General features: G+C 46.6%; 24 protein-coding genes and 1 riboswitch. All 24 genes read right to left on the reverse strand.

Features of this window, described 5'->3' with window-relative positions; translation table 11 throughout:
* Positions 1–322: 322 nt before the first annotated feature.
* Positions 323–1819: a lysine--tRNA ligase gene (lysS, locus tag AC58UW_RS30460; RefSeq protein WP_497424321.1), complete on the reverse strand. Its 1497-nt coding sequence runs from the start codon at positions 1817–1819 to the stop codon at positions 323–325.
* Positions 1820–1944: 125 nt separating this feature from the next.
* On the reverse strand, positions 1945–2421 hold the full coding sequence (greA, locus tag AC58UW_RS30465) for a transcription elongation factor GreA (RefSeq protein ID WP_127457170.1): 477 nt from the start codon (positions 2419–2421) through the stop codon (positions 1945–1947).
* 222 nt (positions 2422–2643) lie between these two features.
* Positions 2644–3660, reverse strand: coding sequence for a tRNA dihydrouridine synthase DusB (dusB, locus tag AC58UW_RS30470; RefSeq protein ID WP_497424322.1), 1017 nt, complete (start codon positions 3658–3660; stop codon positions 2644–2646).
* Between the two features lie 17 nt (positions 3661–3677).
* On the reverse strand, positions 3678–3890 hold the full coding sequence (locus AC58UW_RS30475) for a helix-turn-helix domain-containing protein (RefSeq protein ID WP_090826647.1): 213 nt from the start codon (positions 3888–3890) through the stop codon (positions 3678–3680).
* Positions 3872–4387 (reverse strand): 2-amino-4-hydroxy-6-hydroxymethyldihydropteridine diphosphokinase, encoded by a 516-nt coding sequence (gene folK / locus AC58UW_RS30480; RefSeq protein WP_497424323.1) that lies wholly within the window; start codon positions 4385–4387, stop codon positions 3872–3874. Before folK ends, AC58UW_RS30475 begins: the two co-directional genes overlap by 19 nt.
* The gene (folB, locus tag AC58UW_RS30485; RefSeq protein WP_497424324.1) at positions 4384–4752 is read right to left on the reverse strand and encodes a dihydroneopterin aldolase; all 369 of its coding nucleotides are present in this window, start codon (positions 4750–4752) and stop codon (positions 4384–4386) included. Before folB ends, folK begins: the two co-directional genes overlap by 4 nt.
* 17 nt (positions 4753–4769) lie before the next feature.
* Positions 4770–5585, reverse strand: coding sequence for a dihydropteroate synthase (gene folP / locus AC58UW_RS30490; protein ID WP_497424325.1), 816 nt, complete (start codon positions 5583–5585; stop codon positions 4770–4772).
* A gap of 30 nt (positions 5586–5615) precedes the next feature.
* Positions 5616–6482: an aminodeoxychorismate lyase gene (pabC, locus tag AC58UW_RS30495; RefSeq protein ID WP_497424326.1), complete on the reverse strand. Its 867-nt coding sequence runs from the start codon at positions 6480–6482 to the stop codon at positions 5616–5618.
* Positions 6483–6485: 3 nt separating this feature from the next.
* Positions 6486–7067, reverse strand: coding sequence for an aminodeoxychorismate/anthranilate synthase component II (gene pabA / locus AC58UW_RS30500; protein ID WP_497424327.1), 582 nt, complete (start codon positions 7065–7067; stop codon positions 6486–6488).
* A 33-nt stretch (positions 7068–7100) separates the two neighbouring features.
* Entirely contained in the window at positions 7101–8639 is a 1539-nt protein-coding gene (locus tag AC58UW_RS30505; protein ID WP_497424328.1) for an anthranilate synthase component I family protein, read from the reverse strand.
* A gap of 117 nt (positions 8640–8756) precedes the next feature.
* Positions 8757–9698, reverse strand: coding sequence for a cysteine synthase A (gene cysK, locus AC58UW_RS30510; protein WP_127457161.1), 942 nt, complete (start codon positions 9696–9698; stop codon positions 8757–8759).
* Between the two features lie 113 nt (positions 9699–9811).
* Positions 9812–10762, reverse strand: a complete 951-nt coding sequence (locus tag AC58UW_RS30515) for a peptidyl-prolyl cis-trans isomerase (RefSeq protein WP_497424329.1) — start codon at positions 10760–10762, stop codon at positions 9812–9814.
* 35 nt (positions 10763–10797) lie between these two features.
* Positions 10798–11664, reverse strand: coding sequence for an Hsp33 family molecular chaperone HslO (gene hslO / locus AC58UW_RS30520; RefSeq protein WP_497424330.1), 867 nt, complete (start codon positions 11662–11664; stop codon positions 10798–10800).
* 23 nt (positions 11665–11687) lie between these two features.
* Entirely contained in the window at positions 11688–12452 is a 765-nt protein-coding gene (locus AC58UW_RS30525; RefSeq protein WP_497424331.1) for a type III pantothenate kinase, read from the reverse strand.
* Positions 12449–13318, reverse strand: coding sequence for a carboxylating nicotinate-nucleotide diphosphorylase (nadC, locus tag AC58UW_RS30530; protein WP_497424332.1), 870 nt, complete (start codon positions 13316–13318; stop codon positions 12449–12451). The genes AC58UW_RS30525 and nadC overlap by 4 nt, the downstream gene beginning before the upstream one ends.
* 1 nt (position 13319) lies before the next feature.
* A complete protein-coding gene (gene nadB / locus AC58UW_RS30535; RefSeq protein ID WP_497424370.1) occupies positions 13320–14930 on the reverse strand; it encodes an L-aspartate oxidase in 1611 nt (536 codons plus the stop codon).
* Positions 14931–15069: 139 nt separating this feature from the next.
* A complete protein-coding gene (gene nadA / locus AC58UW_RS30540; protein ID WP_157324474.1) occupies positions 15070–16008 on the reverse strand; it encodes a quinolinate synthase NadA in 939 nt (312 codons plus the stop codon).
* Between the two features lie 201 nt (positions 16009–16209).
* The gene (ftsH, locus tag AC58UW_RS30545; protein WP_497424333.1) at positions 16210–18162 is read right to left on the reverse strand and encodes an ATP-dependent zinc metalloprotease FtsH; all 1953 of its coding nucleotides are present in this window, start codon (positions 18160–18162) and stop codon (positions 16210–16212) included.
* A 97-nt stretch (positions 18163–18259) separates the two neighbouring features.
* Complete coding sequence (gene hpt, locus AC58UW_RS30550) at positions 18260–18799, reverse strand: hypoxanthine phosphoribosyltransferase (RefSeq protein WP_497424334.1); 540 nt, start codon at positions 18797–18799, stop codon at positions 18260–18262.
* A 70-nt stretch (positions 18800–18869) separates the two neighbouring features.
* Positions 18870–20285, reverse strand: a complete 1416-nt coding sequence (tilS, locus tag AC58UW_RS30555; RefSeq protein ID WP_497424335.1) for a tRNA lysidine(34) synthetase TilS — start codon at positions 20283–20285, stop codon at positions 18870–18872.
* A 37-nt stretch (positions 20286–20322) separates the two neighbouring features.
* Positions 20323–21234, reverse strand: a complete 912-nt coding sequence (locus AC58UW_RS30560) for a protein kinase domain-containing protein (protein ID WP_497424336.1) — start codon at positions 21232–21234, stop codon at positions 20323–20325.
* Positions 21218–21937 carry a vWA domain-containing protein gene (locus tag AC58UW_RS30565; RefSeq protein WP_497424371.1) on the reverse strand — a complete coding sequence of 240 codons (720 nt, stop codon included), beginning with the start codon at positions 21935–21937 and terminating at the stop codon, positions 21218–21220. The genes AC58UW_RS30560 and AC58UW_RS30565 overlap by 17 nt, the downstream gene beginning before the upstream one ends.
* Positions 21938–22102: 165 nt before the next feature.
* Entirely contained in the window at positions 22103–25450 is a 3348-nt protein-coding gene (locus AC58UW_RS30570; RefSeq protein ID WP_497424337.1) for a collagen binding domain-containing protein, read from the reverse strand.
* A gap of 197 nt (positions 25451–25647) precedes the next feature.
* On the reverse strand, positions 25648–26454 hold the full coding sequence (locus tag AC58UW_RS30575) for a transglutaminase-like domain-containing protein (protein WP_497424338.1): 807 nt from the start codon (positions 26452–26454) through the stop codon (positions 25648–25650).
* Between the two features lie 12 nt (positions 26455–26466).
* A riboswitch (cyclic di-GMP riboswitch) is annotated at positions 26467–26554 on the reverse strand.
* Positions 26555–26594: the final 40 nt, after the last annotated feature.

Consider the following 26594-nt stretch of genomic DNA (forward strand, 5'->3'; position numbering starts at 1 on the left):
GAAAAGCTTAATTGTACTCATTGACTTGCTAGCGAGATTACAAATAATCTCTATTTTTGAACGATTTCTCGTTCGTGCTTACTCACTCGTTGTTCAGTTTTCAAAGATCAAATACTCTTGTCCTACCCGCTCTCTTTCGAAAGCCGGAAGACCAATATAACATACTGAGTTTTTGTTTGCAACTTATTTCTTAAGTTGTTTCCAATCATTTGTTCGTCGACCTCAGCGGCAACTTTTATAAGATACCACAGACGATACAGACAATGCAAGTACTTTCGACAAAAAATTTCGAGGCACCTTGCGATGCCCCGAAATGGTTCCATTATTCTCCTTGGCGCTCACGCATAAGCGGGAACAACAGTACGTCGCGAATAGATGGGGCATTGGTCAATAGCATAACCAAACGGTCAATTCCTATTCCTAGACCTCCCGTTGGCGGCATTCCATACTCCAGAGCACGAATGAAGTCCTCATCCATCTCATGAGCCTCATCATTCCCCTGCTCTTTCTCACGAAGCTGAGCTTCAAAACGCTCTCTTTGATCGATAGGATCGTTAAGCTCAGTGAATGCATTCGCATGCTCACGAGCTACGATAAAGAGCTCGAAGCGATCTGTGAACCGGGGATCTTCCGGGTTCTTTTTGGCAAGAGGTGATATTTCTAATGGGTGTCCATAGATAAAGGTTGGCTGTATCAGTGTCTCTTCTACAAACGTCTCAAAGAATTGGTTCAAGATATGACCAAATGTCATATGCGGCTCTACTGGCACATTGTGCTCTTTGGCTAAACGATGCGCTTCCTCGTTCGTCATTTGAACACCGAAATCTACACCTTTAACTTCTTTAACCGCATCGACCATGGAGACACGTCTCCAGCCAACAGCCAGATCAACCACATGATCTCCGTAAGGAATCGAAGTAGTCCCAAGAACCTCTTGAGCGATATGCGCAATAAGTTCCTCTGTCAGCTTCATGATGTCTTTGTAGTCAGCATAAGCCTCGTACAGTTCAATCATCGTAAACTCTGGATTATGGCGCGTGGAGATACCTTCGTTCCGGTATACACGACCGATTTCGTAAACTTTCTCTAGTCCGCCGACAATAAGGCGTTTCAAGTGAAGCTCAATCGCGATCCGCATATGAAGCTGCATATCCAAAGCATTGTGATGCGTATTAAAAGGACGAGCAGAAGCTCCCCCTGCTACAGAATGAAGTGTTGGTGTTTCCACCTCTAAATAACCCAGTGAGTCTAGGTAACGACGCATCGACTGAATAATACGGGAACGCAGAATAAATGTCTGTTGAACATCCTGATTCATAATCAAATCAACATAACGTTGGCGATAGCGCAACTCTACATCGCTAAGACCATGAAATTTGTCTGGAAGCGGAAGCAAGGATTTGGTCAAAACCTCAAGAGACTTGACCTTAATGGAAGTTTCTCCGGTTTTCGTTTTAAAAACAACACCTTGAACGCCAACCATGTCACCTAGATCCAAAAGATCAAAGGCTTTGTACTTGTTCGCATCCAACGCATCTTCCCGAACGTAGATTTGAATTTTCCCTGTAATGTCTTGGATATGGGCGAAACTCGCTTTACCCATGCCTCTTTTTTGCATAATACGTCCCGCAATACTAACCTGGTGATGCTCTTCGTCCAGCTCTTCCTTCGTTTTATCCTGGTAAGCTGTCAAGATATCTAGTGTTGTATGCGTTCTAACGTATTTGCTGCCGAAAGGATCAACGCCCAGACCGCGAAGCTCGTCCAATTTGTTACGGCGAATGACGAGCAATTCGTTCAATTCCACTTCCTGACTCATGTTTTCATCTCCTACATATTTTAGTAAAGGGTGCTAAAACCGGAAAAAAGCTTCCGTAAGGAAGCTTTCCAGACAATTTGCCTATGCTGAGCAAAGGTAAACTGCAACGGGGCTGCGGCTGCACGCTACTTTTTAATATCAACAATTTGATACTGAATGACGCCAGCTGGAACGTTAACATCAACGGTTGCGCCCTTTTGCTTGCCAAGAATTGCTTTGCCCACCGGGCTTTCATTAGAAATCTTATTCTGTAGCGGATCGGACTCCGCAGTACCTACGATATTGTACTCAACTAAATCACCGAATTCCAAATCCTTCAGTGTGACGATGGATCCTACACTTACCGTGTTGATATCAACATCGTCGTTATTAATAATCCGCGCATTGCGCAGCATTTTTTCTAAAGTGATGATTCTGCCTTCAATAAAAGCCTGTTCGTTCTTCGCATCTTCGTACTCGGAGTTCTCACTAATATCGCCATACCCGATGGCAACCTTAATTCTTTCCGCAACTTCGCGGCGCTTCACTGATTTAAGATGCTCAAGCTCGTCCTCGAGCCTTCTCAAGCCTTCTGGTGTAAGAATGACCTCTTTTTCAGCCATTACCAACTGATCTCCCGTCATGTGAAAGATTTTCATATCGTTGAATCGATGCTTCCTGCTAGGAGTTAGGTCTTTATAGAGCTGATTCAAGTAGTATGAATTCACGGTTATAAAAATTAGGAACTTACTCGTTTGTCTTTCAATATATGCAGGAACACATTAATATTGACTGATTATATTGCAACCGTTTCAAAATGTCAATCTCAACCATAGCTGCATGATTTAATGCAGTACGGGCGCTTCTTCTTGGCTGGATGTCGACGATTGCGCAGCAAGGTGTTCAACGTATTCATTCAGTGTCCGAACCATTTCATCACGTTTCAATAACTCCATAATGACGTCCTTCACACGAGCTGCTCCCGTCATTCCTTTGAGGTACCAAGCCATATGTTTACGCATTTCTTTTACGGCAACGTGCTCGCCTTTGAGTGCTACGAGTCGGTCCATGTGCAGGATTGCAATGCGGATCTTCTCTTCCGGTGTAGGTTCCGGTGGCAGCTCGCCATTAGCTAGATATTGAACCGTACGGTAAAGCATCCATGGATTGCCCAGTGCGCCGCGGCCGATCATGACGCCATCCACACCCGTTTGGTCCAACATGCGTTTGGCATCCTCAGGCGTTACCACATCACCGTTGCCAATAACAGGAATCGACAAAGCCTGCTTCACTTCTCGGATAATGTTCCAATCCGCTTTCCCCGTGTAGAGCTGCTCACGCGTACGTCCATGAACGCTAACTGCGCTGCCTCCGCCTCTTTCGACAGCCTTTGCATTTTCGACAGCATAGATGTGATCGGAATCCCAGCCGATCCGCATTTTCACGGTGACAGGCTTATTTACTGCCTTAACGACGGTTTCAATCATTTGTTCAATTTTATCCGGTTGAAGCAGCCAGCGTGCGCCAGCATCGCATTTGGTGATTTTGGGCACCGGACAGCCCATATTAATATCAATAATATCTGCGTTGGTTTGTTGATCAACGATCTTAGCTGCTTGCACGAGTGTCTCCGTGTCGCCGCCGAAGATTTGTAAGCTGAGCGGTTTCTCCCGGTCATCTACATACAGCATTTCCATCGAACGGGTATTCCCGTGAACGATAGCCTTATCACTTACCATCTCCGCACAGACCAGACCTGTGCCAAACTCTTTGGCAATCAGACGGAATGCAGGATTACAAACGCCCGCCATCGGGGCAAGCACAACTTTATTGGGAGCTTCGACATTACCTATTTTCAGCACCGAAGATTCCACCTCTCTTATCTCGCAACCACTGCGACTAATTCGTCCGGCTCTATATCAAGCACCTGCGAGATCTTATTAATGATTTTCGTATCCGGCTTACGTGTTCCTCTTTCAATTGCGCCCAAAATGGCGATCGATACGCCGAGCAAATCAGCTAATTCATTCTGGGTATAACCTTTTAACTTGCGAAAAGCGCGTATGCGCTGAGCTACTGAGCTTTTTTCCATAACACAACGCCTTCCTTTCCTTCCAGTTTCTCCAAATTCGCGGAGATGAATTCAAATGCAGCATCTTGCCGCTCGTAGAGAACCTCTGAGAGAGGGACTAATACAAAAGCCCGCTCATGCATCCGCGGATGCGGAATGATCAAGTCGGGGGTCGTAAACTGCTCGTCGCCATACAGAAGTAAATCCAAATCGATCGTTCTCGGACCCCAGCGCACGTCGCGCTTTCTTCCCAATCCATTCTCAATGTCCAGTAATTTAAATAACAGATCTTCTGCTGGAATAACCGTTTGAATTTGAACGACCATATTAAGAAAAGCAGACTGGTCTACATAACCGACCGGCTCGGTTTCGTAAATACTGGACAAGCCAGTTACGACAATACCGGGCTCCTGGTTCAGCGCTGTAATCGCATCCTGCAAATATTGTTCGCGATTATTAATATTGGATCCTAATGCGACATACGCTGCAATTGTTCGTTCTCGTTCTTCGGCTGTCATGACGTTGCCCGCTTTCGGTTGATCTCTACAGTAACGCCGTCAAAAATAACGGCAAAGGGCGGATGCGGCTTGATGACGCGAACCGTCACTTCATTGATACTAGTATAAGTATGAAGAAGCTCTGATGCAATGTTTTCCGCTAAAGCTTCAATTAATTGGAAAGTGCGACCTTCGACAATTTCTTTCACTTTGAAAAAAACTTCGCCGTAATTCACGGTATCTTCGAGATGATCCGACTTGCCGGGTTTATGAAGCGGAAGCATCAGCTCTACATCCACGTAAAAACGCTGGCCCAATTTATTCTCTTCTGGAAAAACACCATGATTACCAAAAAACTGCATACGGGACAGAGTGATTTTGTCCATTGTTGTAACCTCCTTCATTATGAGCGAATAATGGCATCCGTCATGACGGCCGCCCGCTTGGTTGCTTGTACGTCATGCACACGAACGATACCGCATCCCTGCGCAATGCCGAGGACCACCGTTGAAAGTGACCCTTCCAACCGCTCTGTAGGTGGCAGATTCAATGTCATGCCGATCACGCTTTTGCGCGATGTACCCAAGAGAACCGGATACCCCAGATCAACAAGAGGACGCAGTTGGTTCATAAGCTGTAAGTTCTGTTCGTAGGATTTAGCAAAACCGATACCGGGGTCCAAAATAATCCGTTCGTCGCGAACACCCGCGTCTCGTGCTTGACTGACATATTGCTGTAGATCGTCTAGCACCTCTGGTAGAAAATCCTTATAATCCGTATTCGATCGGTTATGGGTAATAATAAAGGGACAATCGTAGTTCGCCGCTACGGAAGCCATTCGAGGGTCGGCCTGCCCGCCCCATACATCGTTGATGATATGCGCCCCCGCCGCCAAAGCTTGCTTGGCAACTTCGGCTTTATACGTATCTATAGAAATAGGAACGTTAATTTCACGACTTAGCGCTTCAATGACGGGGATTACCCGGCGAAGCTCTTCCTCCTCAGTCACCTCAGCAGATCCCGGACGGGTGGACTCGCCTCCGATATCAATGATGTCTGCGCCATCCTCAACCATCTGCCGAGCTCTGCGTATTGCGTCTTCCACTGTGACATAAGATCCGCCGTCCGAAAAGGAATCCGGCGTTACGTTCAATATGCCCATGATGATCGTTCGATCACCGATGGGCAGCTCGTGTCCTTTACAGGATAACACTTTCATCTGCTGTTCACTTCCTGTATGTTACTCATTTTATAAGTATTCGTTATATTTCCGACTAAGCTCAAGAGTTATTGGACCCACCGATCCTGTGCCAACTGAGATCGCTTGTCCGCTTGGTGTATACAAGGTAGTGACCGGAACTATCTCTTGAATAGAATTGACCAGAAACACCTCATCGGCATCTATTAAATCTTCCCAACGATATAAACCATCCTGGGTAGGCATCTGTCCTTGCTGGGCAACCCGCAGTACATGAGCTCTAGTGATTCCCGCTAAAATGCCCGTATCCAGTGATGGCGTGTAGCAAGTTCCATCCTTAATGAAAAAGATATTGCTGACAATGCCTTCAGCCACATATCCCTCTTCACTCATCATCAGACCCTCTGCGCCTGTGGCCCAAGGGTATTGGCCTAGCTCTCTTTTAGCCAAAATATTGTTCATATAGTGAAAGGACTTGAATCGGTATAAGCCCTCCGGTGTATTTCGAGGCAGCTTCAGAAGCTGCAAAGCTTTACCTTCTTCGTAGGTCTTCGTATCCCTAGGCGGGAGAGCTTTAATATAGACAATTTCGTTAGGCTGCCCGTAGTCCTCCGTAGGAAGACCAAGCGCTTCTACTCCAGCTGATATGGAAAACCGGATATACGCATCCTGAAGCTCGTTCGCCTCAAGCAGTTCATTGATTAGCTTCTTTACGCGCTCAAGATCAGGCTCATACCCAATACCCAGTTCCTTACACCCCTCCGCAAGGCGATTCATGTGTTCAGGGAGGAGAAAAGGAACTTTGTTATAGGTACGGAAGGTCTCAAAGAGACCTAGTCCGTAAAGAAAACCGTGATCATAAACCGAGACCACGGCTTGTTGTTCATCCATAAGTATGCCATTGATGCTAATCATCATAAATCAAGCTCCTGCTTTCGTCGTGCGGCGAAGGAAATTGCGCAGCATTTGGTGGCCGTGCTCCGTGATAATCGATTCGGGGTGAAACTGAACGCCCTCTATCGGATATTCTTTATGACGCAGCGCCATAATTTCCCCTTCAGCGGTACGGGCACTAACTTCCAAGCAATCCGGCAGCGTCTCTGCTTTGACAATTAAGGAATGGTAACGCGTCGCGATGAAAGGAGATGGCAACCCTTCGAATAGCGTCCGGCCATCATGAAAAATTTCTGAAGTCTTGCCGTGCATTAAACGCTCAGCGCGAATGACGTCGCCGCCAAAAGCTTGTCCGATGGACTGATGTCCCAGACAAACGCCGAAAATGGGGATTTTACCCTTGAAATGGTCAATCAGTGATAGGCTAATACCGGCTTCATTCGGCGTGCAAGGACCCGGAGAGATTAAGATATGGTCCGGCTTTAAGGCCTCCACACCTGCTAAATCAATTTCGTCGTTGCGACGAACGATCACTTCTTCCCCAATTTCTCCCAAGTATTGGACGAGGTTGTACGTAAACGAATCATAATTATCAATCACTAAAATCATTCTAAGCTCCCCTTTCGTCAGCCCTGCTCAGGCTTAAGCTCGGCTCATGCTCCGCTCGCTATATTCGATTGCTTTCCACATCGCTTTGGCTTTATTCAAGGATTCGATATACTCACGCTCAGGAATAGAATCGATGACGATCCCAGCTCCCGCTTGAATATGCCCCATACCTTCTGCCGCTACAAGCGTGCGTATAATAATATTAAATTCCATATTCCCATTATAGTCAATCCACCCCATAGAACCCGTGTACGGGCCGCGGCGGACTGGTTCTAATTCTTCGATGATTTCCATCGTCCGAATTTTCGGCGCGCCTGTGATTGTTCCTCCAGGGAACGTGGCTGCAATGACATCGTATGCATCCTTTCCTTCCGCCAACTCGCCTACTACTTCGGAGACGATGTGCATGACATGGGAATAGTACTCGATGACCATAAAATCTTTGACGCGGACGGAGCCGTACTTGGAGATGCGGCCAAGGTCATTGCGCTCGAGATCGACCAGCATGACGTGTTCGGCGCGCTCTTTTTCGTTGTCGATGAGCTCGCCGGCCAGGCGCAGGTCATCCTGTTCGTCCTTGCCGCGCGGGCGCGTGCCTGCGATAGGACGCGTCCGCAGGACGCCGTCCTCCAGCTGCACGAGCAGCTCCGGCGAGCCGGAGACGAGGGCGAAGCCTGCGAAGCGCAGCAAGCCCATATAAGGCGAGGGATTGACGATGCGCAGCGCCTCGTAGATCTCTTCCGGCGTCGTGTTCAAGCGCCGGCTCTGTCTCACTGACAAGTTGACTTGGAACACGTCACCTTGAGAGATGTACGCTTGGATGCGCTGCACCGCCGCCATGTAATCGGCTTTGCCGAACGCAGGCTGGATGCCTGCGATGCTCTCTACATCGATGTGCAGCTGCTCGCGCGCGATCGATGTCCCGTCCGGGCCGCCGCGCTGCGAGCCCGCTGCGCCGCTAGCGCAGATGGCCTGCCAGCGACGGAGCATGGCATCCGCCTGGTCTTGAGCCTGCGCGTATAGCTGCTGCAGATAGGCGTCATCCGCAGCCAAGTCCGGCTGCAGGGGCATGTGGACCGTGATGTATAGGCTTTTCTCAAGGTGATCCACAGCCCACACTTGATCATACATAGCGAAGCTGTAATCCGGAATTGGCAGATCATCCGCCGCTTGTGTTGGAAGCTTTTCGATTGTACGAATCACATCGTAACTCCAATATCCGACGCATCCGCCTAAAAACTTAGGACCGCCTTCTACTTTGGGACTATGATAGGAGGACATCCATTGTTTCACGATCGATAACGGTTCGCCTATCGTACGGATTACATTGCCGTGCAAGGTAATTTCGGCCTCCAGCCCTTTTCCATGTACAGTCGAAAATGGTTGTAACCCGAGGAACGTGTAGCGTCCTCCCTTACCGCTCTCCAGTACAAACGAATCTGGTGCCGCTTCCTTCCAGGCTAATTCCCATGAGACGATGCGGTCTTCGTCCAGATCAAGCTTGACGACGTAAGGCAGCATGGTATACGCGGAGGACCAACTGCGCCATTGCTCTAGGGTTGTTAATCTCATGCTTGCCCCTCCTTCCAATAATATCCGAGGATTAGTTGTCCATTAGTATACTCCAACCTATCACAGAAAAAAAGCCCCAGCTGCGGGAGCTGAGGCTTGTTGGGTCGGAAGTGGGCTTTATTGCTCTTCGAATTGGTAAAGCGGCGTAGACAGGTAACGCTCGCCGTTACTTGGCACGATAGCAACGACACGTTTGCCAGCTCCAAGCTCTTTGGCAACTTTCAAAGCTGCAAAAATCGCTGCGCCTGAGGAAATGCCGCCAAGAATACCTTCTTCTTTGGCTACACGACGGGAAGTTTCGAAAGCATCTTCATTCTCAACCGCTATGATTTCATCATAAATGTTTGTGTTCAAAATACCAGGAACAAAGCCTGCACCAATACCTTGAATTTTGTGAGGACCTGGCTTACCGCCGGAAAGAACCGGTGAAGCTGCAGGCTCTACAGCATAAATTTTGATATCTGGGAAGTTTTCTTTCAACACGCCGCCAGCGCCTGAAATTGTTCCACCCGTACCGATACCGGAAATGAATGCATCCAATTTACCATCATGACCTTTGATCGCTTCCACGATTTCGGGACCTGTTGTTTCACGGTGAACTTTCACGTTAGCTGGGTTTTCAAATTGTTGTGGGATGAAGTAGGAAGGATTCTCCGCTTTCAGTTCTTCCGCACGTTTGATAGCACCCTTCATGCCTTCTGCTCCCGGTGTAAGAACAAGCTGCGCACCGTAAGCACGAAGCAGGTTACGTCTTTCTAGGGACATCGTTTCTGGCATAACCAGAATCGCTTTATATCCTTTTGCTGCTGCAACTAATGCAATTCCGATTCCTGTGTTACCGCTAGTTGGCTCAACAATTGTATCACCAGGCTTAAGTTTGCCTTCTTGCTCAGCTACTTCGATCATGGAGATGGCAATACGGTCTTTAACGCTGGCACCAGGGTTCTGATACTCCAATTTAACATAAACCTCTGCGCTTCCTTCCGGAACCACACGATTCAAGCGAACAAGCGGTGTATCTCCAATCAAATCCGTAATACTTTGTACTAATCTTGCCATTTCTAGTTCCCCTCCAGATTGAGTAATAGATGATTTCCGAGTTAATTAGTCGGTATTATACATTTAATCTTATCAATGCGTCCACTAGTTGTCAACCACATTTTCACCAGGTGCTATTTAAACTCTGGATCAATAATCGCTACTTTCCACTTCGTTCTAAGCTGCGAAACATAATCCTTAAGCGGCGGCGCCTCCTGCAGTGCCAGCTCTCTGCGCACATTTTCACGAATAAACGCTTGATCCGGATTTTCTTTCTCCCGCTTGTTTTTCAGCTTCACTACGGCAAATCCTTGCGTTAACGCTACTGGCTTACTGACTTCCCCAGCCTTCAGCGATTTCGCTGCCTCCAGAACGGGCGCTGCCACAAAAGGGTCATCTCCCTCTATCCAGCCGAGGTCCCCTCCGGTGTTATTGGTTGCGTCATCCAGGGATCGATCTCTAGCCAGGATTTCGAAGCTTTCGCCTTTCGCCAGTGCGGTAATAACCTTGTTCGCCTGATCCTTGGTAGAAACAATAATCTGCTGGATGTTGTACTCGGTTTCCTGCTTAAATTCATCAGGATGCGCTTGGACATAAGATTCCACTTGAGCATCCGTTATTTGAATATGGCTGGTTGCCAGTTTCTCCAAAAGCAGTTTATTCGTGACATCCTCTTTGATTTCTTGCTGGGACAGCCCCAACTGATTTTGCATAGAGGCATAAAATTGTTCTTCGCTCTCATAACCTTGCTGCATCCGTTTCAACTCACGTGCAATCTCCGCGTCTGCAATAGCAGTCCCCGTCTCGTTTCCTTCCAGACGTATCACTTCGCGATCCAACAGTTGACCTAACAGTTCTGCACCGTAATGACGTTCAAGCGCTGTTCGAAGCTCCTGCCGCGTAATTTCTCGACTTCCAATTTTGGCTACGACCTGCTCATTGTTCTGCTCGCCTTGCTGCTCAGGATCCGCTGGGTGACTCGGTTCTGATTGGTTCATAGTATGGGTGATCAGCAAGGATGCGAGCACGAGATTACATACAGCCATCAAAATGATGACTCCCCACAGTCGCTTTACGTTCTGCATCCTGACTCCCTCTTCATTTCCATAATGCTGCTGATCTACAGATCAATCATCCGTTGCAACTCTTCTTCATTGAAACGATATACTTCATTACAGAAATGACACACGACTTCGGCAAAGCCTTCGTCATCGAGAATTTCTTGAAGCTCCGCTTTCCCCAGGGAAATCAGTGTGGTTTCAATTCTTTCCCGATCGCATTTGCAGCGGAACATGACGTCCATCTGATCAAGTGTTTGAAAAGAAGGTAATACGGTCTGCAAAATTTCTTCCAGGCTTAATCCGCCGCCGAGCATGCTTGTAAAGGAAGGGATACGCGAGAGAATTTCCTCAATTTCGCCAATCTCCTGGTCGCTTAATCCAGGAAGCAATTGAATGACAAATCCGCCTGCAGCCAGGATGGAGTGATCGGTATTTACCAAAACACCCAGGGCTACAGCTGAAGGCGTCTGCTCCGATTTCGCAAAATAGTAGGTGAAATCTTCAGCTAGTTCTCCGGTAACCAGTGGCGTACTGCCTTTATAGGGTTCTTTGAGACCTAAATCTTTGGTTATGTACAAAAAGCCTTCCGTTCCCACCGCAGCGGCAACATCGAGCTTGCCATTCGCTTTGAGGGGAGGGTCAACTAGCGGATTATCCACATAACCGCGCACCTCACCTTTGGCATTGGCATCGACCACAATCTGCCCGATTGGGCCGTCTCCTTTGACTTGAATAATGAGATGCTCCTCACCTTTGAGCATGGCTCCTAGAAGAAGACCGGCTGCTGCCGTCCTTCCTAAAGCCGCTGTGGCCGTAGGGGTCGTTTGGTGTCTTCGGCTAAGTTCATCTGTGAGGGCGGTGGTTTGTACCGCAAAAGCACGAACGCGCCCCTGGAGGGCCGTTCCTCGAATTAAATAATCGCCCATGTTACGTCCTTTCCTTAAACAGCTTATGCATTTCTTTCATAAATCATTTGTAAACCTTGCAATGTCAGCAGAGGATTCACGATCTGAATCGTACGGGACTCACTGGAGATCAACTCTGCAAGTCCTCCCGTTGCTATGACGGTAGGATTCACATTAAACTCCTGTTTTACACGTTCTACAATGCCGTCTACCTGACCGACGTAACCGTAAATAATCCCAGCCTGCATAGCGGCTACTGTATTTTTACCTACTACACTCTTCGGCTTCACAAGCTCAATACGCGGAAGTTTCGCCGCCTTTTGATATAACGCTTCTGTAGAGATACCGATGCCCGGCGCAATCGCACATCCCACTAGCTGTTGGGCTGGATCGATATAGTCATAGGTTGTTGCTGTTCCGAAATCAACAATTATACAAGGAGCTCCATACAGCTCAAGAGCTGCCACAGCATTTACAATGCGATCCGCCCCAACCTCTTTGGGATTGTCTACCCGCACATTCAATCCTGTTTTAATGCCGGGACCTACGGTAAATGGCGTCCTTTTTAAATATTGCTTACAAAGGTTTTCCATCACACTAACAAGTGGAGGGACAACGGAAGAGACGATAACGCCCTCAACTTCACTGAACTTAATCCCTGAGTGTTGAAACAGGCTGTGCAACTGCATGCCGTACTCATCAACGGTAGCCGAACGATTCGTGCTCACCCGCCAATGGTGCAGGAGCGTACGCTCTTGGTAAAGGCCAAGCACAATATTGGTATTCCCCACATCAATCACGAGAATCATAACGCTGTCCCCTTCCGCTCATTAAGGTCAAGTGAAATATCCAGCGCTGCAACCGAGTAGGTCAACCGTCCAACCGAGATCACATCTACACCCGACTCAGCCATAGCTTTAATCGTCTGCGCCGTTACAGATCCTGACCCCTCTACTACAATATGCGGAGCTTTGCTTTTAATTATGGAAACTGCTTCCTTCATTTTAACCGGTGCCATGTTATCCAGCATGATAATGTCAGCTTGGGCTGATAGCGCTTCATTCAGTTGGTCAAAATCTTCGACCTCTACCTCAATTTTCATGGTGTGGGGGATCTGCTGCCTAGCTGCTTGCACAGCCTGTGTTATACCGCCAGAGCCCTTGATGTGATTATCCTTAATCATAACAGCATCATAAAGACCGAAACGGTGATTATGTCCGCCGCCTACGCGAACGGCATATTTCTCAAGAAGCCGGTGACCCGGTGTTGTCTTTCTTGTGTCAACAAGTCTAGTCGGCAAGCCTTCCAGAGCATTAACAAACTCCCGCGTTCTGGTCGCAATACCGGACAACCTCTGCATGAGGTTAAGACTCAAACGCTCGCCAAGCAGAATGCTCCGCGTGTTTCCTTCTACTTCAGCAATAATCGTCCCTTTAGTAACAGACGATCCTTCTGCTACTTTTGTTTCAAAATGAAGAGATGAATCGACGACAGCGAAAACCTCGCGCGCGATCTGCAGACCGCAGATGATTCCGTCTTCTTTGACGTGGATAATCCCTTTGGACGCATGGTCCAAAGGGATCGTTGTCAGAGTCGTGACATCACCGGTGCCAATATCTTCTTCTAACCAAAGCCGAATCTGTTTACGAATAAGTTCCATATTTAAATCCAGCATATTAAATCCACTCCTCTATGCTATCTTCCCCGCGCTTAAAAACAATATGCTTCTTCCAAGTTTGATCATCCCGTTCAGGGAAGTCCTCGCGGTAATGACCGCCGCGACTTTCCTCACGCACCAACGCGGCTGTTGTCGTAAGCAATGCACAACTCAGTAAATTAGCAAACTCATAATCTTCACGTTTTGTCATCAAGGAACCAAAAATGGAAAGCTGTCTGGACAGTTCGTCGTGGCCTTTTTGCAGACCTTTGGCTGAACGTTTCAAGCCAGCGTAGCGAAGCATAACTTTCTGCAGCTTCAGCTTCTTTTCGACAACAGCTTGATTCGGAATCTCCGTTCTTGGCGCTTCTGACTCTGCGCGGATTTGAATGTCGCCTTCCAGAGCAGGCAGCTCTTGAATACGTTCTATGATCCTTCTGCCGAATACGATAGCTTCCGATAAAGAGTTACTCGCAAGGCGGTTAGCGCCATGTACACCTGTAGAAGACACTTCACCGCATGCAAAAAGTCGGCGAACGTGGGTTTCTCCGTGCAAATCAGTCTTCACGCCACCCATCATATAATGAGCCGCAGGAGCAACTGGAATCCAGTCCGTGCTCATATCCAAGCCATAATTCAGGCAAAATTCATAAATCGTTGGAAAGCGATGTTTAATTAGTTCCTCGGATTCATGTGTAATATCTATGTATACAAAAGTCGACTTGCAACTCTCCATCTCGTCAACGATGGCGCGAGCTACAACATCTCTAGGTGCTAACTCAAGCTGCGGATGGTACCTATCCATAAAGCGCTCACCTTTGATGTTGCGAAGATAAGCCCCCTCGCCGCGCACCGCTTCCGAGATTAGAAAGCGCGGAGCGCCAGGGTAGCACAGCGCCGTTGGGTGGAATTGAACGAATTCCACATCTTGAATTTGCGCACCGGCACGGTAAGCAATCGCGATGCCGTCACCCGTCGCGATATCGGGATTGGTGGTGTAGCGGAACAGCTGCCCCGCACCGCCAGAGCAGAGGATCGTGGCGTTGCCGCGGACAAACACCCGCTGGCCGCCCGGTTTCTGCACGAGTGCGCCGTAGCACTCGCCATCTTGCGTGATCAGGTCGATCACGAAGTGATCGTCCCAGATCTCGATGTTCGGATCTTGCTTCGTGCGCTCCGAAAGGGCTCGTACAATTTCGGCGCCAGTAGCATCGCCGTGCGCATGCAAGATGCGCCGCTGACTGTGAGCCCCTTCCTTCGTCAAAGCGAACTCTCCATTCTCCAGATCGAACTGAGTGCCCATGTGAATCAAATCCTGTACGCCGTTAGGTCCTTCATGAACAAGAACATCTACAGCCTCTGGTGAGCAGAGGCCGGCGCCGGCGATCAAAGTATCCTGCATATGATATTCAGGTGAATCCTCGTCGGAAATGACAGCTGCAATCCCGCCTTGTGCATAACGGGTATTGCTATCGAGGAGAGATTTCTTCGTAATCATCAGAACTTTCTTATTTTCACTAGCGCGCAGAGCCGTAAACAATCCTGCAATACCTGCGCCAATCACAATCACATCTGTATGTACATGAGGAATGGAATTTAAGTCTACATCTACGAGGTATCTAGGAATCATGCCGCTCACCCGATCTTCACCATGAATTCTCGCAAAGAAACAGAACCCGGAAAAAAAGTGAGATTCTGTTTCTTTGCGAGGGTAAATAAACAAAAATGATTTGATGCGTTCTTTCACTTAAACAAGAGAGTAGCGCATGCTACTTCACTTGTAACATGCGCTCTAAGGACAATCTCGCTTTATCAGCTACATCTTCCGGTACATAAATCTCTGGCTGCATGGTCTCCAAACATTTCACAATTTTCTTTAAATTGTTTACTTTCATATTTGGGCAGACCAGGTACTTGGTTGCAAAATGGAATTGTTTGTCCGGGCTATCCAAGCGCAATTGGTATCCTGTCCCGTCTTCCGTCCCAACAATAAACTCTTTGCAATCTGACTCTTTGCAATATTTAATAATCGCTGTCGTACTTCCTACGAAGTCGCCCAACTTCACGACTTCTGGCCGGCACTCCGGATGCACAACAAATTGCGCATTCGGATACTGCGCTTTCATTTCTTCAACATCTTTGACAGTCAGCATATCATGGGTGTTGCAATAGCCTTCCCAGATGATCACTTTCTTGCTTGTGAATTTTGATACATAGTCGCCCAAATTTTTATCCGGTACCCAGATGATCTCATCCGAATCGACGGAATTAATAACGTTTATGGCATTTGCGGATGTACAACAAATATCTGTTTCTGATTTGACGTCGGCTGATGTGTTGATGTAGGCAACAACCTTAGCTTTAGGATGTTGGCGCTTCAAGGCACGAAGACCCTCAACATTGACCATATCCGCCATTGGACAGCCTGCACGTTCATCGGGAATAATCACGGTTTTGTTCGGAGCCAAAATTTTGGCGCTTTCCCCCATAAAATGAACGCCGCAAAAAACAATGACATCTGCATCTGTTTGTGCCGCTTTTTGCGCTAGCAAAAAGGAATCCCCCCGGAAATCGGCAACCTCTTGAACCTCGTCACGCTGATAATAATGAGCAAGAATAATAGCATTCCGTTCTTTCTTCAATTGAAGCAACCGCTCTTTCAGTTCTCGGTTCTGCTCCGCTTTGCGCTCTAGTGCTAAAGCTTCCATGGATGCTTCCTCCCCTGTCTGGGATGTTAATTGTATTTCTTAACTATCTAAAAGTAGTATGATCTAAGCTCGTTAAAATTAGAGATTTACAACTAATTTACACATTCCAGCATCCCCTGTCAATGCGTAAAAAAGCGGAAATAAGCAGAAAATCCGGGTACACGTGATGTGTACACCGGATTTACGAGTTGCCATTGCTTGTTACTCTTCGGATTGCTCCGAATTTGGATCTTTATCTTTTTCGAACTCTAACTTGTTGCTTTCATTCTCTTTGCTTTGTGGTTGAATGTTCACTTTAACGTCCTCGTCAGCTCCGCCAGCATTCAGCTTGCCTTTCTCCAGAAGCTCAATAATTTCATCCTTATCGAGTGTTTCTTTCTCAAGCAGCGTTTTGGCTACGAGATGCATCTGATCGGCATGCTCAGTAAGAATGGCGCGTGCGCGGTCATAACAAGTGCGAATAAAGCTTTGCATCTCTTGGTCAATCTCATAAGCGATTGCATCACTATAGTTTTGTTCATGACCGATATCGCGGCCTAAGAACACTTGACCTTGAGAGCTTCCGAACTGCATCGGTCCAAGCTTATCGCTCATACCGTATTCCATAATCATGCGGCGGACGATGCCAGTAGCCTTCTGGAAGTCACTGTATGCCCCTGTACCGATCTCACCGATAAATAGTTCTTCGGCAACACGACCGCCAAGGAGTCCAGTTATTTTATCCAACAGCTCGTTCTTCGTCTGCATCATGCGGTCTTCGCCTTCTTTGGGCAACATCATCACGTAACCGCCAGCGCGTCCGCGCGGAACGATCGTTACTTTGTGCACCATATCTGCATTCTCCGCATGATAACCAATGATTGCGTGTCCGGCTTCATGATAAGCAACAATGCGTTTCTCAGCCTCACTGATGATCCGGCTTTTCTTTTGCGTACCTACAATAATACGGTCAAAAGCTTCCTCGATCTCAGCCATAGAAATATCTTTACGGTTACGACGAGCAGCAATTAGAGCTGCTTCATTCAATAGATTCTCTAGATCAGCGCCAGTAAATCCAGTCGTGTAACGGGACAAAGCGTCCAACTTCACATCTTTGGCAAGCGGTTTATTACGTGCATGTACTTTCAGCACAGCTTCACGGCCTTTAATATCCGGACGGTCAACCGTGATTTGACGGTCGAAACGACCTGGACGCAATAAGGCTGGGTCAAGAATATCAGGGCGGTTCGTTGCAGCAACGATAATAATACCTTCGTTAGCGCCAAACCCGTCCATCTCAACAAGCAACTGATTGAGGGTCTGCTCACGCTCGTCATGTCCGCCGCCTAAGCCAGCGCCACGTTGACGACCGACTGCATCGATCTCATCAATGAAAATGATACAAGGCGAGTTCTTTTTCGCGTTCTCGAACAAATCACGAACACGGGATGCGCCGACACCGACGAACATCTCTACGAAGTCAGAACCGGAAATACTGAAGAACGGAACGCCTGCTTCACCGGCAACTGCCCGTGCAAGCAATGTTTTACCTGTTCCCGGAGGACCATTGAGCAGGACCCCTTTAGGGATTCTAGCGCCAACCGCTGCGAATTTCCTTGGATCTTTGAGGAACTCAACAACTTCGATTAATTCTTGCTTCTCCTCATCAGCACCGGCCACATCTTCAAATGTGACACGTTTCTTCTCCTCATTATATAAGCGGGCACGGCTTTTGCCGAAGTTCATCACTTTGCCGCCGCCACCCTGAGCTTGGTTCAGTAAGAAGAAAAACAAGATGAAGATAATGACAAATGGGATGATAGAAGTTAGGAAGCTAATCCAGACGCTGTCCCGCTCCATTGTCTCATACGTTTCTGATGGAACACCATTTGCTTCAATCAATTGAACGACCAAAGGCTCATACGGAGCGTGAGTTTCAAAGCTCTTCTTATCCGCACCGCTTGGAGGGTTAATATACTTACCTTTAATCAAATACGTGTATCCATCGAACTTCAGCGTTACGGATTCCACATTTTTGTTAACGACCGCTTGGCGGAATTTATCGTAAGTAATTAATTCCTTTTGTTCGTTTTGGGTACTGATGAAATGGACGATACCTACTGTTACCAAAAATATAAGTAAATAAAAACCGGTATTCCGGATAATTCGATTCATCCCAAGCCTCCTCTCGAACGGCACACTTTTATTATTTTACCATATCCCGGTAAAGCACTACAACATAACCGCATTGAAGAAGCCCGGAGATATGACATTAAGTTGAGTAAATCTCTGGTTTCAATATGCCGACAAATGGAAGGTTACGATATTTCTCTGCATAATCCAGACCATATCCGACAACGAACTCATCTGGAAGCACATAACCTGCGTAATCAGGTTCGAGTTCAACGGTTCTGCGTGCCGGTTTATTAAACAGCGCAACGACCGAGATCGTCTTCGCATTGCGTCGCTCTAGCACATCTATCAGATAACTCAGCGTTAAACCGCTGTCGATAATGTCCTCCACGATAAGAATGTGCCGTCCTTCTACGGGAACATCAAGATCTTTGATAATCTTAACGACACCGGATGACTTCGTGGATTGACCATAGCTCGAAACGGCCATGAAGTCGAGTTCCAACGGCACTGTAATTTGCTTCACAAGATCAGCCATGAAAATAAAAGCTCCCTTAAGCACGCAAATGACCAATGGATTCTTGCCTTCGTAATCTTTGGAGAGTTGCTCTCCTAATTCTTTAATCTTCCCTTGAATCTGTTCTTCACTGAAAAGAACGTCTTGAATGTCGCTTAACAAGGATGAACCCCCTAGTTTATATTATGAATCCTTATAAATTTACATTCTAGAAGAACGAAATTTACGCATGTTACTTCAGCACGAGCTTCAGATGAAGCACACGTTCTGTATCAGGTCCGACAAGAGCGTGCTTAGACCTACGAAAGCCGGCAATCCAAAGGATATGTCCGGAAGCATCGACCAGTAACGGGATGACCTCACGCCGACTTAGCGGCATTTTGGCATCAATGAACATATCTTTTACCTTTTTGGACCCGTTTAAACCATACGGTTCCAATCGATCTCCCGACCTGCGGCTTCGAATAACAAGCGGTAGTTGAAGTTGATCCAGATCCAAAAATACGTCCGTTGCGGATGAGAGCAAAGCAGCTGTCTCTAGCGAACTGACAGGCATCCAAGAGCAAAGCAGCTTGGCTTCTATTTCCGGCAGGTTCAGCTCATCAGTATCGGATCCTATCGCATAAGCATAAGGCTTCGGCGAGGGAGCAACTGTCTGAAATTGAATGTCTTCATATTCTCTCACAATATAAAGTGCATCATCTACCTGCAGTACTTGATTAGAAACCTGATCCTGCAAGATCAGCTCGCGGATACTTTCAATTCGGTTAAATTCCAGCCGGTCCATTCCCAAACAAAGACAGTTTAATATTAATTTAATCAAACGCCTTTGTAAAGCAACGTGAAGTCCGCCAAAATCACTTCTCTTAAGCCGGCAAGCCGCTTCCTGAAAAGTCACTATCCGGCGTAAAACCTGCTCGGTCTCCCCAGCCAAATAATCATCCTCAGCGCGCATCATTTCCGTCAATCGATTCAGTGACTCCGGAAGATGTTCATTGTACTGCTTCAGCATCGGCATGACATCCAGCCGAATTTGATTACGAAAGTACTTCCGCAGCTCATTGCTGCTGTCTTTACAATAAGTAATTTGGTGCTGAGCGCAATAATTCACAATATCTGATTTGTATATACGTAAGAAAGGACGAATCAGTTCCACTTTTTTTTCTCGCCTGCGTTCTGGCATACCGACAAGTCCAGATGGACCTGTTCCCCGGAGGATTCTCATCACGACCGTCTCCGCTTGATCATCGGCATGATGTGCGAATGCAATTCGCTGAGCCCCATAATCGGCAGCAACCTGGTGAAGGAATTCATACCGCTTCTCCCGCGCGGCTGCTTGTCCATTCAACGATGTTTCCTCTATATAAGCCGGTACATCGATAACGCCAATTTCATAAGGGAGACTCCGTTCTTTCGCTAGCTCCATTACAAAAGAGGCTTCCGCATCCGATTCCGCACCTCGGAACTGATGATTCACATGAGCTACAACCAGCTTCCAGTTGAAACTGGGTGCTAGCGCAAAAAGGACATGAAGCAGCGCCACGGAATCAGGTCCTCCTGAAACCGCAACGACGACGACATCTCCCGAATCCGCTAACTTCTCTTCAATCACTCGCTGGCGCACCTTGGCGACAAGATCGATTTCCATTCTGTCTTCCTTTCCGTCCTGCATGTTCCCCTTGTAATTAATTCAACAAATACACATAAACAGTAGCTGCAAAAATAAAAATAGAGGCGGCGAAGCAAATTTTCAGCCATGGCATTTTCAGAGCGGGCTGTGAAAGCTTTTTACCCGAAATGAGCTTTTTCCAATAATTAAAAGCTTCCTGCGACGTAGTAAACTCGCCTTTCAACGCTTTTTGAAGAAATGGCGCGATCTGGGCAGCTGCTGAATTTTCTCGCATAATGACCATAAGTTGATCCATGTCCCTGTTCTGAGGCAGCATTTTGTTGATAGCCATGAAGCGTTTGCGCTGATCGAGCGATTTTAAAAGTAAAATGGCAAATGAAAATAAATCATAGCTCTCTTCCGCTACCCGCTCCCCCAAATTCCAATAGCCGCGATCGTACACTTCTGTTAATTGCTTAATCGCTCGACCCTTCGGTGTCACGCCGCCAAAATCAATGAGGTCCACATTGCCATACTTGGATACGATCATGTTCTCAATCTTCAGATCTCCAAACACATAACCGCTCTTATGAATCTCTGTCAGCTTTCGAAGCAGGTTTGAGCCAATGACATAGACCCAATCCTGCCCGCGCTTATGTATAAAATGAGAGATCTTCATACCTTCAATATACCGCATGACATAGAAAGATATATCTTTCCCGCGAACCTTCATATCATCCGCATCGATTAAGAAATTCTTAAAAGAAGTATCTGTGAGGGATATGGCGAGAAGCGAATTAATCTCCGATTGGTGATCAACCGTTTCATGTCCTGCTTTTAATGCAAATCTTGCCGTTCCTCTTCGTACGAGAACCACAACACCGTTAGAGCCAGCACCTAATAAACGCTCGACCACATAGCTATGGCCGTTCCATTTGCCTTGGATTTCTGTCCCTGGACGGAAAGCTTCCTCATACCACGTAGTCACTCAGCATCCCATCCTCGGTTGTTGGTGCGACAGGCTTCTCCGTCACGAACTGCAGCGTTTGCAGGAGCGCCGGACCTGTCGGAGTCGTACCCTTCATGTTTATTTTATAGAACATCTTGTCTAAATTTGCAAGCTGATTCGTCCAGTTGAGATCCATCTCCAGCTCTTGGTCTCTCGTTTTGGTTGACGGAAAATGGAATACAGCTAATTCGCTTTTGCCACTGCGGGCTCTAAGACTTAGCAGAAGATCATGAATAGCTTCCTTCACAGCCGCTAGCTTAGGCTTCATACTAGCACTAGCATCTATTAAAAGCGCTACGCGAAGGGAAGTAGTCTCGCTCATGGAATCGATCACCTGCACGACCTCTGCTCGCTTCTCTGGCGGAAGCTGTTCTAGTTGATTAATCCCTAGAATGCTTTGCAATTCTTTGCCTACCGCATGCTGAATCGTGGTCGTTACGGTTTTGCGAGTCATCATTTGAACCGTTTGGGACAGCTGAACCGAATTGACAATTCGACTCATCCCCCCGCCTGCAGCGGCAATCTCGCGAATCTCTTCAGTGCCTAGCATGCCTAGCTCCCCTTGGTCGACCACACCTATGACATTCACAGTTACACCTTCTGTATGCGCTTGTGCAGCCGCGATGACTGGACTCACGCCAACATTCGAACATCCATCTGTAATTAACAAAATCTGTTTCATCATGACATTTGCCTCCCTGGCTTAAGGAAATTTGCTCTCTAGCAGTTCTTCTCCTAGTTTTTCCATTTTTGAGAGGCTCTAATCATGGATTGAGCATAGGAAACAAAAAGGCAGCCTGCCGATGGAACAGGCAGACTGTCTTAAGATTGAAATTTGAATTGGATACTACGGTCTGAATCTTCTTCTTAGGATAAGGCCCAACAGGACCAGGGTGATACCTGCAATTTCTACATACAGATGGCTAGACTCCCCGGTTACCGGAAGGGTTTCAGGCTTCGTTATAGGCGGGATTCCCCCTAACGGAACGTTGTTATCACTATCGATCGGAATGTCAGGCGCCGGCGGTTTGGGATCCGTTGAAGGAGTAGGAACCGCTGGCGGTGATGGCATTGGCGTTACAGTGGGCGCTGGCGGTTTCGACGGCGCTGGCGTAGTGCTCGGTGCTGGGCTCGGTACTGGTTTCGATGTTGGACTTGGTGTCGGACTTGACGTTGGTTCATCTGACGTTGGTGTAGTTGTTGGCGTAGTTGTTGGTGTAGTTGTTGGTGTAGTTGTTGGCGTTGGTGGAGCAGACTCCTTAGTATTTATGACATTTAAACTCAGAACATCCCCTGAATGAAGCGTTATAGGGTTCTCTACTCTGTTTAGTACATAACCAGATGGCGCTGTTTTCTCAACTACAACATAATCGCCTGCAAGCAGTTCCCTAAAGATAACAGAACCTGTTTCGTCTGTCTTTAATGTGTTAATCAGCGTCCTTGTCGTACCTGACTTCCGATATAATTCAAAAGTTGCTCCACTGAGCAATAAGGTGTTATTCGTTGAATCAATTTTCTTAACGGTCAATGATCCTCGGACCCCGCCGCCTGTACCCGACCCTCCAGAAACACCTACTACGATATCCTTCGTTGTTTCTTTAACCACTGAGGTTACGTTGCTGCCGCTGAGATTAACTTTATTGGAGACCGTTTCGTGATCATTAGCCTTAATCAAGGACTGATACTCCAAAATATAAGGACTCGATATCTGATTAACGAAGCTCAGTTCAAAAGTTTGCTTACCATCATTGCTTGTTTTAATGTCCAACTTGTAGTCCGTGCCCTTTGTTAATTCCGATCCTTTGGTCACATTGCCATTCTCCGCTACAGTCGTAGCGAATAAGTGGAAGGAATTGGGCAGTAATTGCTGATTACTTGTAGGCGTATCAACGATTTTGGCGTCGGTCAACGTGGATTGGTTGCGATTAATAAGAATGGTCCAGTTTATTTTATCCACAATTTGCTCGCCGCTTTTGCTGACGTATTCTCCGCCCATAGGGATTTCGAAGCTGGCGCTTAAATTATTAGAGATAGGAGTATCTCCATTAAATACTCTCGCCGTGTTGGAAACAAAACGGTCAATAAGCTGGCCTTCCAGGCTCGTGTCAAAGACAATTTGATACGCACCTTGGAGGGATTGATCGAATTTTATAATTAATTTATTCTGGCTATCAACCGTGTAAGTGTATTTCGACTTGTCGACTGGTAACCCCAGGGATGCATTACCATTTACAGCGATGATCATGTTATAGACAGCAAGCGAACCATCTACTAGCTTCTGATTAGGCTCCAATGTATCCTGAACAGTGGTCATTTCAGTAGCCTTGCTGTTGTAATTGACCCCCACTGTCCAAGTAATCTTTTTGGAAGCCGCATTGTAGGCGCCAAATTTATACCCGTTATTTATTACTTCAACTCTGGGGTCAAATATTGCATTTGCCGTTTTGGTCCGCGAGACTTCAGTTTCGTCTAGCCAATCAATTGTAGCTGAATTTGTGAACCTTGTAGTTCCCAGAGGACTAATCCAATCTAAATTAAAGTCTGTTTTGTAAGTAATCGTCAAAGGCTCTGAGATTGGGTTAGTCAGTTTTATGAGGAATCCATCGCTGGAATCGATCGAACTATCCAGAACATAATCGACCGATGTTAAGGTCACTGTCCCTTTTTTGATAACGAGCGAGCTTGGTATGAAACGCATGCCCTTATTCGGAAAGGTATCTCTCACAACCACGCTGTTCATCAAATAACTATCCCGGTTAATGACCAGCATCCAAGCTTCCGTTCTAGCCTTGTAATCCGCCGGTCCAGGATATTTAAAAATAACTCCCTGTTCAACAGGGCGTGTAGCTGAATCACTATATCCGCTTCCTGACTCGACTGTATTCGTAATGTTCACGTTATTCAGCACACGATCGATTGTTTTGGTTTGGTAAATGATTTTATAGGCCGAGGAGATTTGGTGATTAAATTGCAGTTTAAATCCTTTGCGGCCAGGGGCTGCCTCCGACGTTACCGTGTACTCAGAAGCCGGCAGTTCACTGCCCAGTGTTTCAGTCCCGCTCGAACTCAGAGTAACCGGATAGACATGAAGAGAGCCGGCGACTAGCTCTTGCGTATCATTAAATAAGTCCTTTAGGAAGGCAACCGGTTGAGCAATAGTCTTCTCTTTATAATTATATTTTATAGACCAACTAACGACTTGTGTAATGGGATTATAGCCATCCTGCGCTTTATCCAAATCTCTACCTTGCTGCACCTGAACCGTTGCAGTAGCGGAAACAGCGGCTTTATTGCTTCCTCCGAAAGTTGCTGTATTCACAAAAGTCTCTTTATTAGAATCCGTTATAGTCGTCGTATATTGAATGCGATAAGCCTTAGTAATGGGGCTATCCGTGAAACGAATAGCAAGATTTGCCGCCGTTATATCGACTGTATATTGGCTGGTATCCAGCAATGCTCCCTGTACCACAGTTCCATCTAGATGAACTCCTAGCTCATAAACGGCTACTGTAACAGGAACAGATAGTCCCGCTGGGATAGGATCCGTTACCACCGCATTCTGAACAGAATCCAGTGCTTTATTCACATCAACAGTCCAATTAATATCCTTGGAATTGAACCCCGTAGATACTCCTTTTTTATCTATTGTCGAGGTGACCGTCGGTCGAAAATGAAGAGTGAAAATCTGATCACCTGTATTAACCGGTATGGTAATATTGACAATCGTGCTTTCGGTTAGCTGGCTTTTATCTATTTGCGTTCTGAAGGTGAGCGTACCATGTACATTATCATGGCTTTCTATGTAGTCGTTAAAGGTGATCAATACTTGACGACTAGTGCGGTCAACATGAAACGTTCCTAACTGATCCTGCCCCATCACTAAGCCACCGCTGATATCATTAAAAAGCAAGAATTGCTGCGGCAGATAAAAGGTATACGTATAGCCGCTATGATACTGACCATTCGGCAGAGACCAGGTGTAATCCAGCTGTATCGTGGAGTTCGGTTCGTAAACATCACCGGTCACGACCTGTCCTGCACTGTTGTAAACAGCCATGGTCACACTGTCTATAATATTCTCGTTAATTGCATTCGCACGGGCCACTGTCCCAACGCCAAAGCCAATACCGTAAAGACTCTGCATAAGTATTAACAGCGTAATTAGCAGCGTACTCATCTTCTTCTTCAACATCATTATTCAAACCTCCATTCACAATTTAATTCTTGTAGAAATTATTGGTTCATTTCTTATGTAAAAGATACAAGTCGTATCATTATTAATACTATATGATACGACTTGTATTGTAAATCATTGGAATTCCTATTTGCTCACTTAGAAAGGCAAATAAAAAAAACCTGCACTCAGTTATGAGTACAGGTGTCTTTCCTATCTTAATATATTCTGGCTACTTGATAATTAGCACTGTTTTTTTCTAACTCTACGGCTTCACCAGCTTGTACATGCACAGCATCATACGTGGTATCAATTGTCACCCACTCATTACGTTCCTTCAAGAAAACTTGATTCCATGCATGATAGGTCTCAGGAGCTTGTACCTCATACCCCATAACCAGACGGGTTGGAATTCCCTCACTTCTTGCCATTGCTGCAAAAGTAGAAGAAAAGTCGTAGCAGATGCCTCCGGAGGCCTCGTAAACCGTATCCAGATCAGGTATATATTTGTCTGCAACGGTTTCGGCCTTCTTATAATCGTACTTAAATTGGGTCGTGATAAAACCGTAAATGGCCTTTAGTTTATCCATATCCGTTTCTTTACTGCCCACTAATTGCTTAGCCTTAACGACTGCTTTCGACTCCATATTCCAATCAATCAGTGGAATGGACTGCAGAAAAACGGCATTCTCGTCTTCCATCTTCAAATCTATTTGTTCTTGCGCAACTACTTTATATTTATTCGTCCCTATGGACTCGCCAATCACCACGTTATATGCGCCATTGCCAAGCTGCAAAGGATACTGATCGCCCTCTGCAAAGGTGTAGTCATATCTGGCATTCCCACTTATGATTCGGACGAGAACTTTGGTACTCTTCGCTCTTTCATAGTTAACCGAGATAATCCCCTTATTCAGTGCAACTTTGTCAATAATGGGCGTTGGGGAAGCTGCCAATATCCCTTGAGGGGCAAGACTGCCTAGTATAGTTGCAAGAATTGCAAGTCTGACTGGTTTCTTAAACACAATAAATCTCCCTTCGGTAACTGGCTGCCAACTTAGTTCTACTAAGGAAGGCCCTTTAGCTTTGCGTCTCTAGTTTTCGCTAGATTTGCCTTTATCGGAGAAAAGCACCGAATCCCTATACAGCAATCTTAACATAGGCT

The sequence above is a fragment of the Paenibacillus sp. J22R160 genome (genome assembly GCF_059692135.1).

Bases quoted from the DNA above. Each gene is read 5' to 3' on its own strand.
- lysS (WP_497424321.1), bottom strand. From the start codon at position 1,819: ATGAGTCAGGAAGTGGAATTGAACGAATTGCTCGTCATTCGCCGTAAC.
- greA (WP_127457170.1), bottom strand. From the start codon at position 2,421: ATGGCTGAAAAAGAGGTCATTCTTACACCAGAAGGCTTGAGAAGGCTC.
- AC58UW_RS30475 (WP_090826647.1), bottom strand. From the start codon at position 3,890: ATGGAAAAAAGCTCAGTAGCTCAGCGCATACGCGCTTTTCGCAAGTTA.
- folK (WP_497424323.1), bottom strand. From the start codon at position 4,387: ATGACAGCCGAAGAACGAGAACGAACAATTGCAGCGTATGTCGCATTA.
- folB (WP_497424324.1), bottom strand. From the start codon at position 4,752: ATGGACAAAATCACTCTGTCCCGTATGCAGTTTTTTGGTAATCATGGT.
- folP (WP_497424325.1), bottom strand. From the start codon at position 5,585: ATGAAAGTGTTATCCTGTAAAGGACACGAGCTGCCCATCGGTGATCGA.
- pabC (WP_497424326.1), bottom strand. From the start codon at position 6,482: ATGATGATTAGCATCAATGGCATACTTATGGATGAACAACAAGCCGTG.
- pabA (WP_497424327.1), bottom strand. From the start codon at position 7,067: ATGATTTTAGTGATTGATAATTATGATTCGTTTACGTACAACCTCGTC.
- AC58UW_RS30505 (WP_497424328.1), bottom strand. From the start codon at position 8,639: ATGAGATTAACAACCCTAGAGCAATGGCGCAGTTGGTCCTCCGCGTAT.
- cysK (WP_127457161.1), bottom strand. From the start codon at position 9,698: ATGGCAAGATTAGTACAAAGTATTACGGATTTGATTGGAGATACACCG.
- AC58UW_RS30515 (WP_497424329.1), bottom strand. From the start codon at position 10,762: ATGCAGAACGTAAAGCGACTGTGGGGAGTCATCATTTTGATGGCTGTA.
- hslO (WP_497424330.1), bottom strand. From the start codon at position 11,664: ATGGGCGATTATTTAATTCGAGGAACGGCCCTCCAGGGGCGCGTTCGT.
- AC58UW_RS30525 (WP_497424331.1), bottom strand. From the start codon at position 12,452: ATGATTCTCGTGATTGATGTGGGGAATACCAATATTGTGCTTGGCCTT.
- nadC (WP_497424332.1), bottom strand. From the start codon at position 13,318: ATGCTGGATTTAAATATGGAACTTATTCGTAAACAGATTCGGCTTTGG.
- nadB (WP_497424370.1), bottom strand. From the start codon at position 14,930: ATGATTCCTAGATACCTCGTAGATGTAGACTTAAATTCCATTCCTCAT.
- nadA (WP_157324474.1), bottom strand. From the start codon at position 16,008: ATGGAAGCTTTAGCACTAGAGCGCAAAGCGGAGCAGAACCGAGAACTG.
- ftsH (WP_497424333.1), bottom strand. From the start codon at position 18,162: ATGAATCGAATTATCCGGAATACCGGTTTTTATTTACTTATATTTTTG.
- tilS (WP_497424335.1), bottom strand. From the start codon at position 20,285: ATGGAAATCGATCTTGTCGCCAAGGTGCGCCAGCGAGTGATTGAAGAG.
- AC58UW_RS30565 (WP_497424371.1), bottom strand. From the start codon at position 21,937: ATGAAACAGATTTTGTTAATTACAGATGGATGTTCGAATGTTGGCGTG.
- AC58UW_RS30570 (WP_497424337.1), bottom strand. From the start codon at position 25,450: ATGATGTTGAAGAAGAAGATGAGTACGCTGCTAATTACGCTGTTAATA.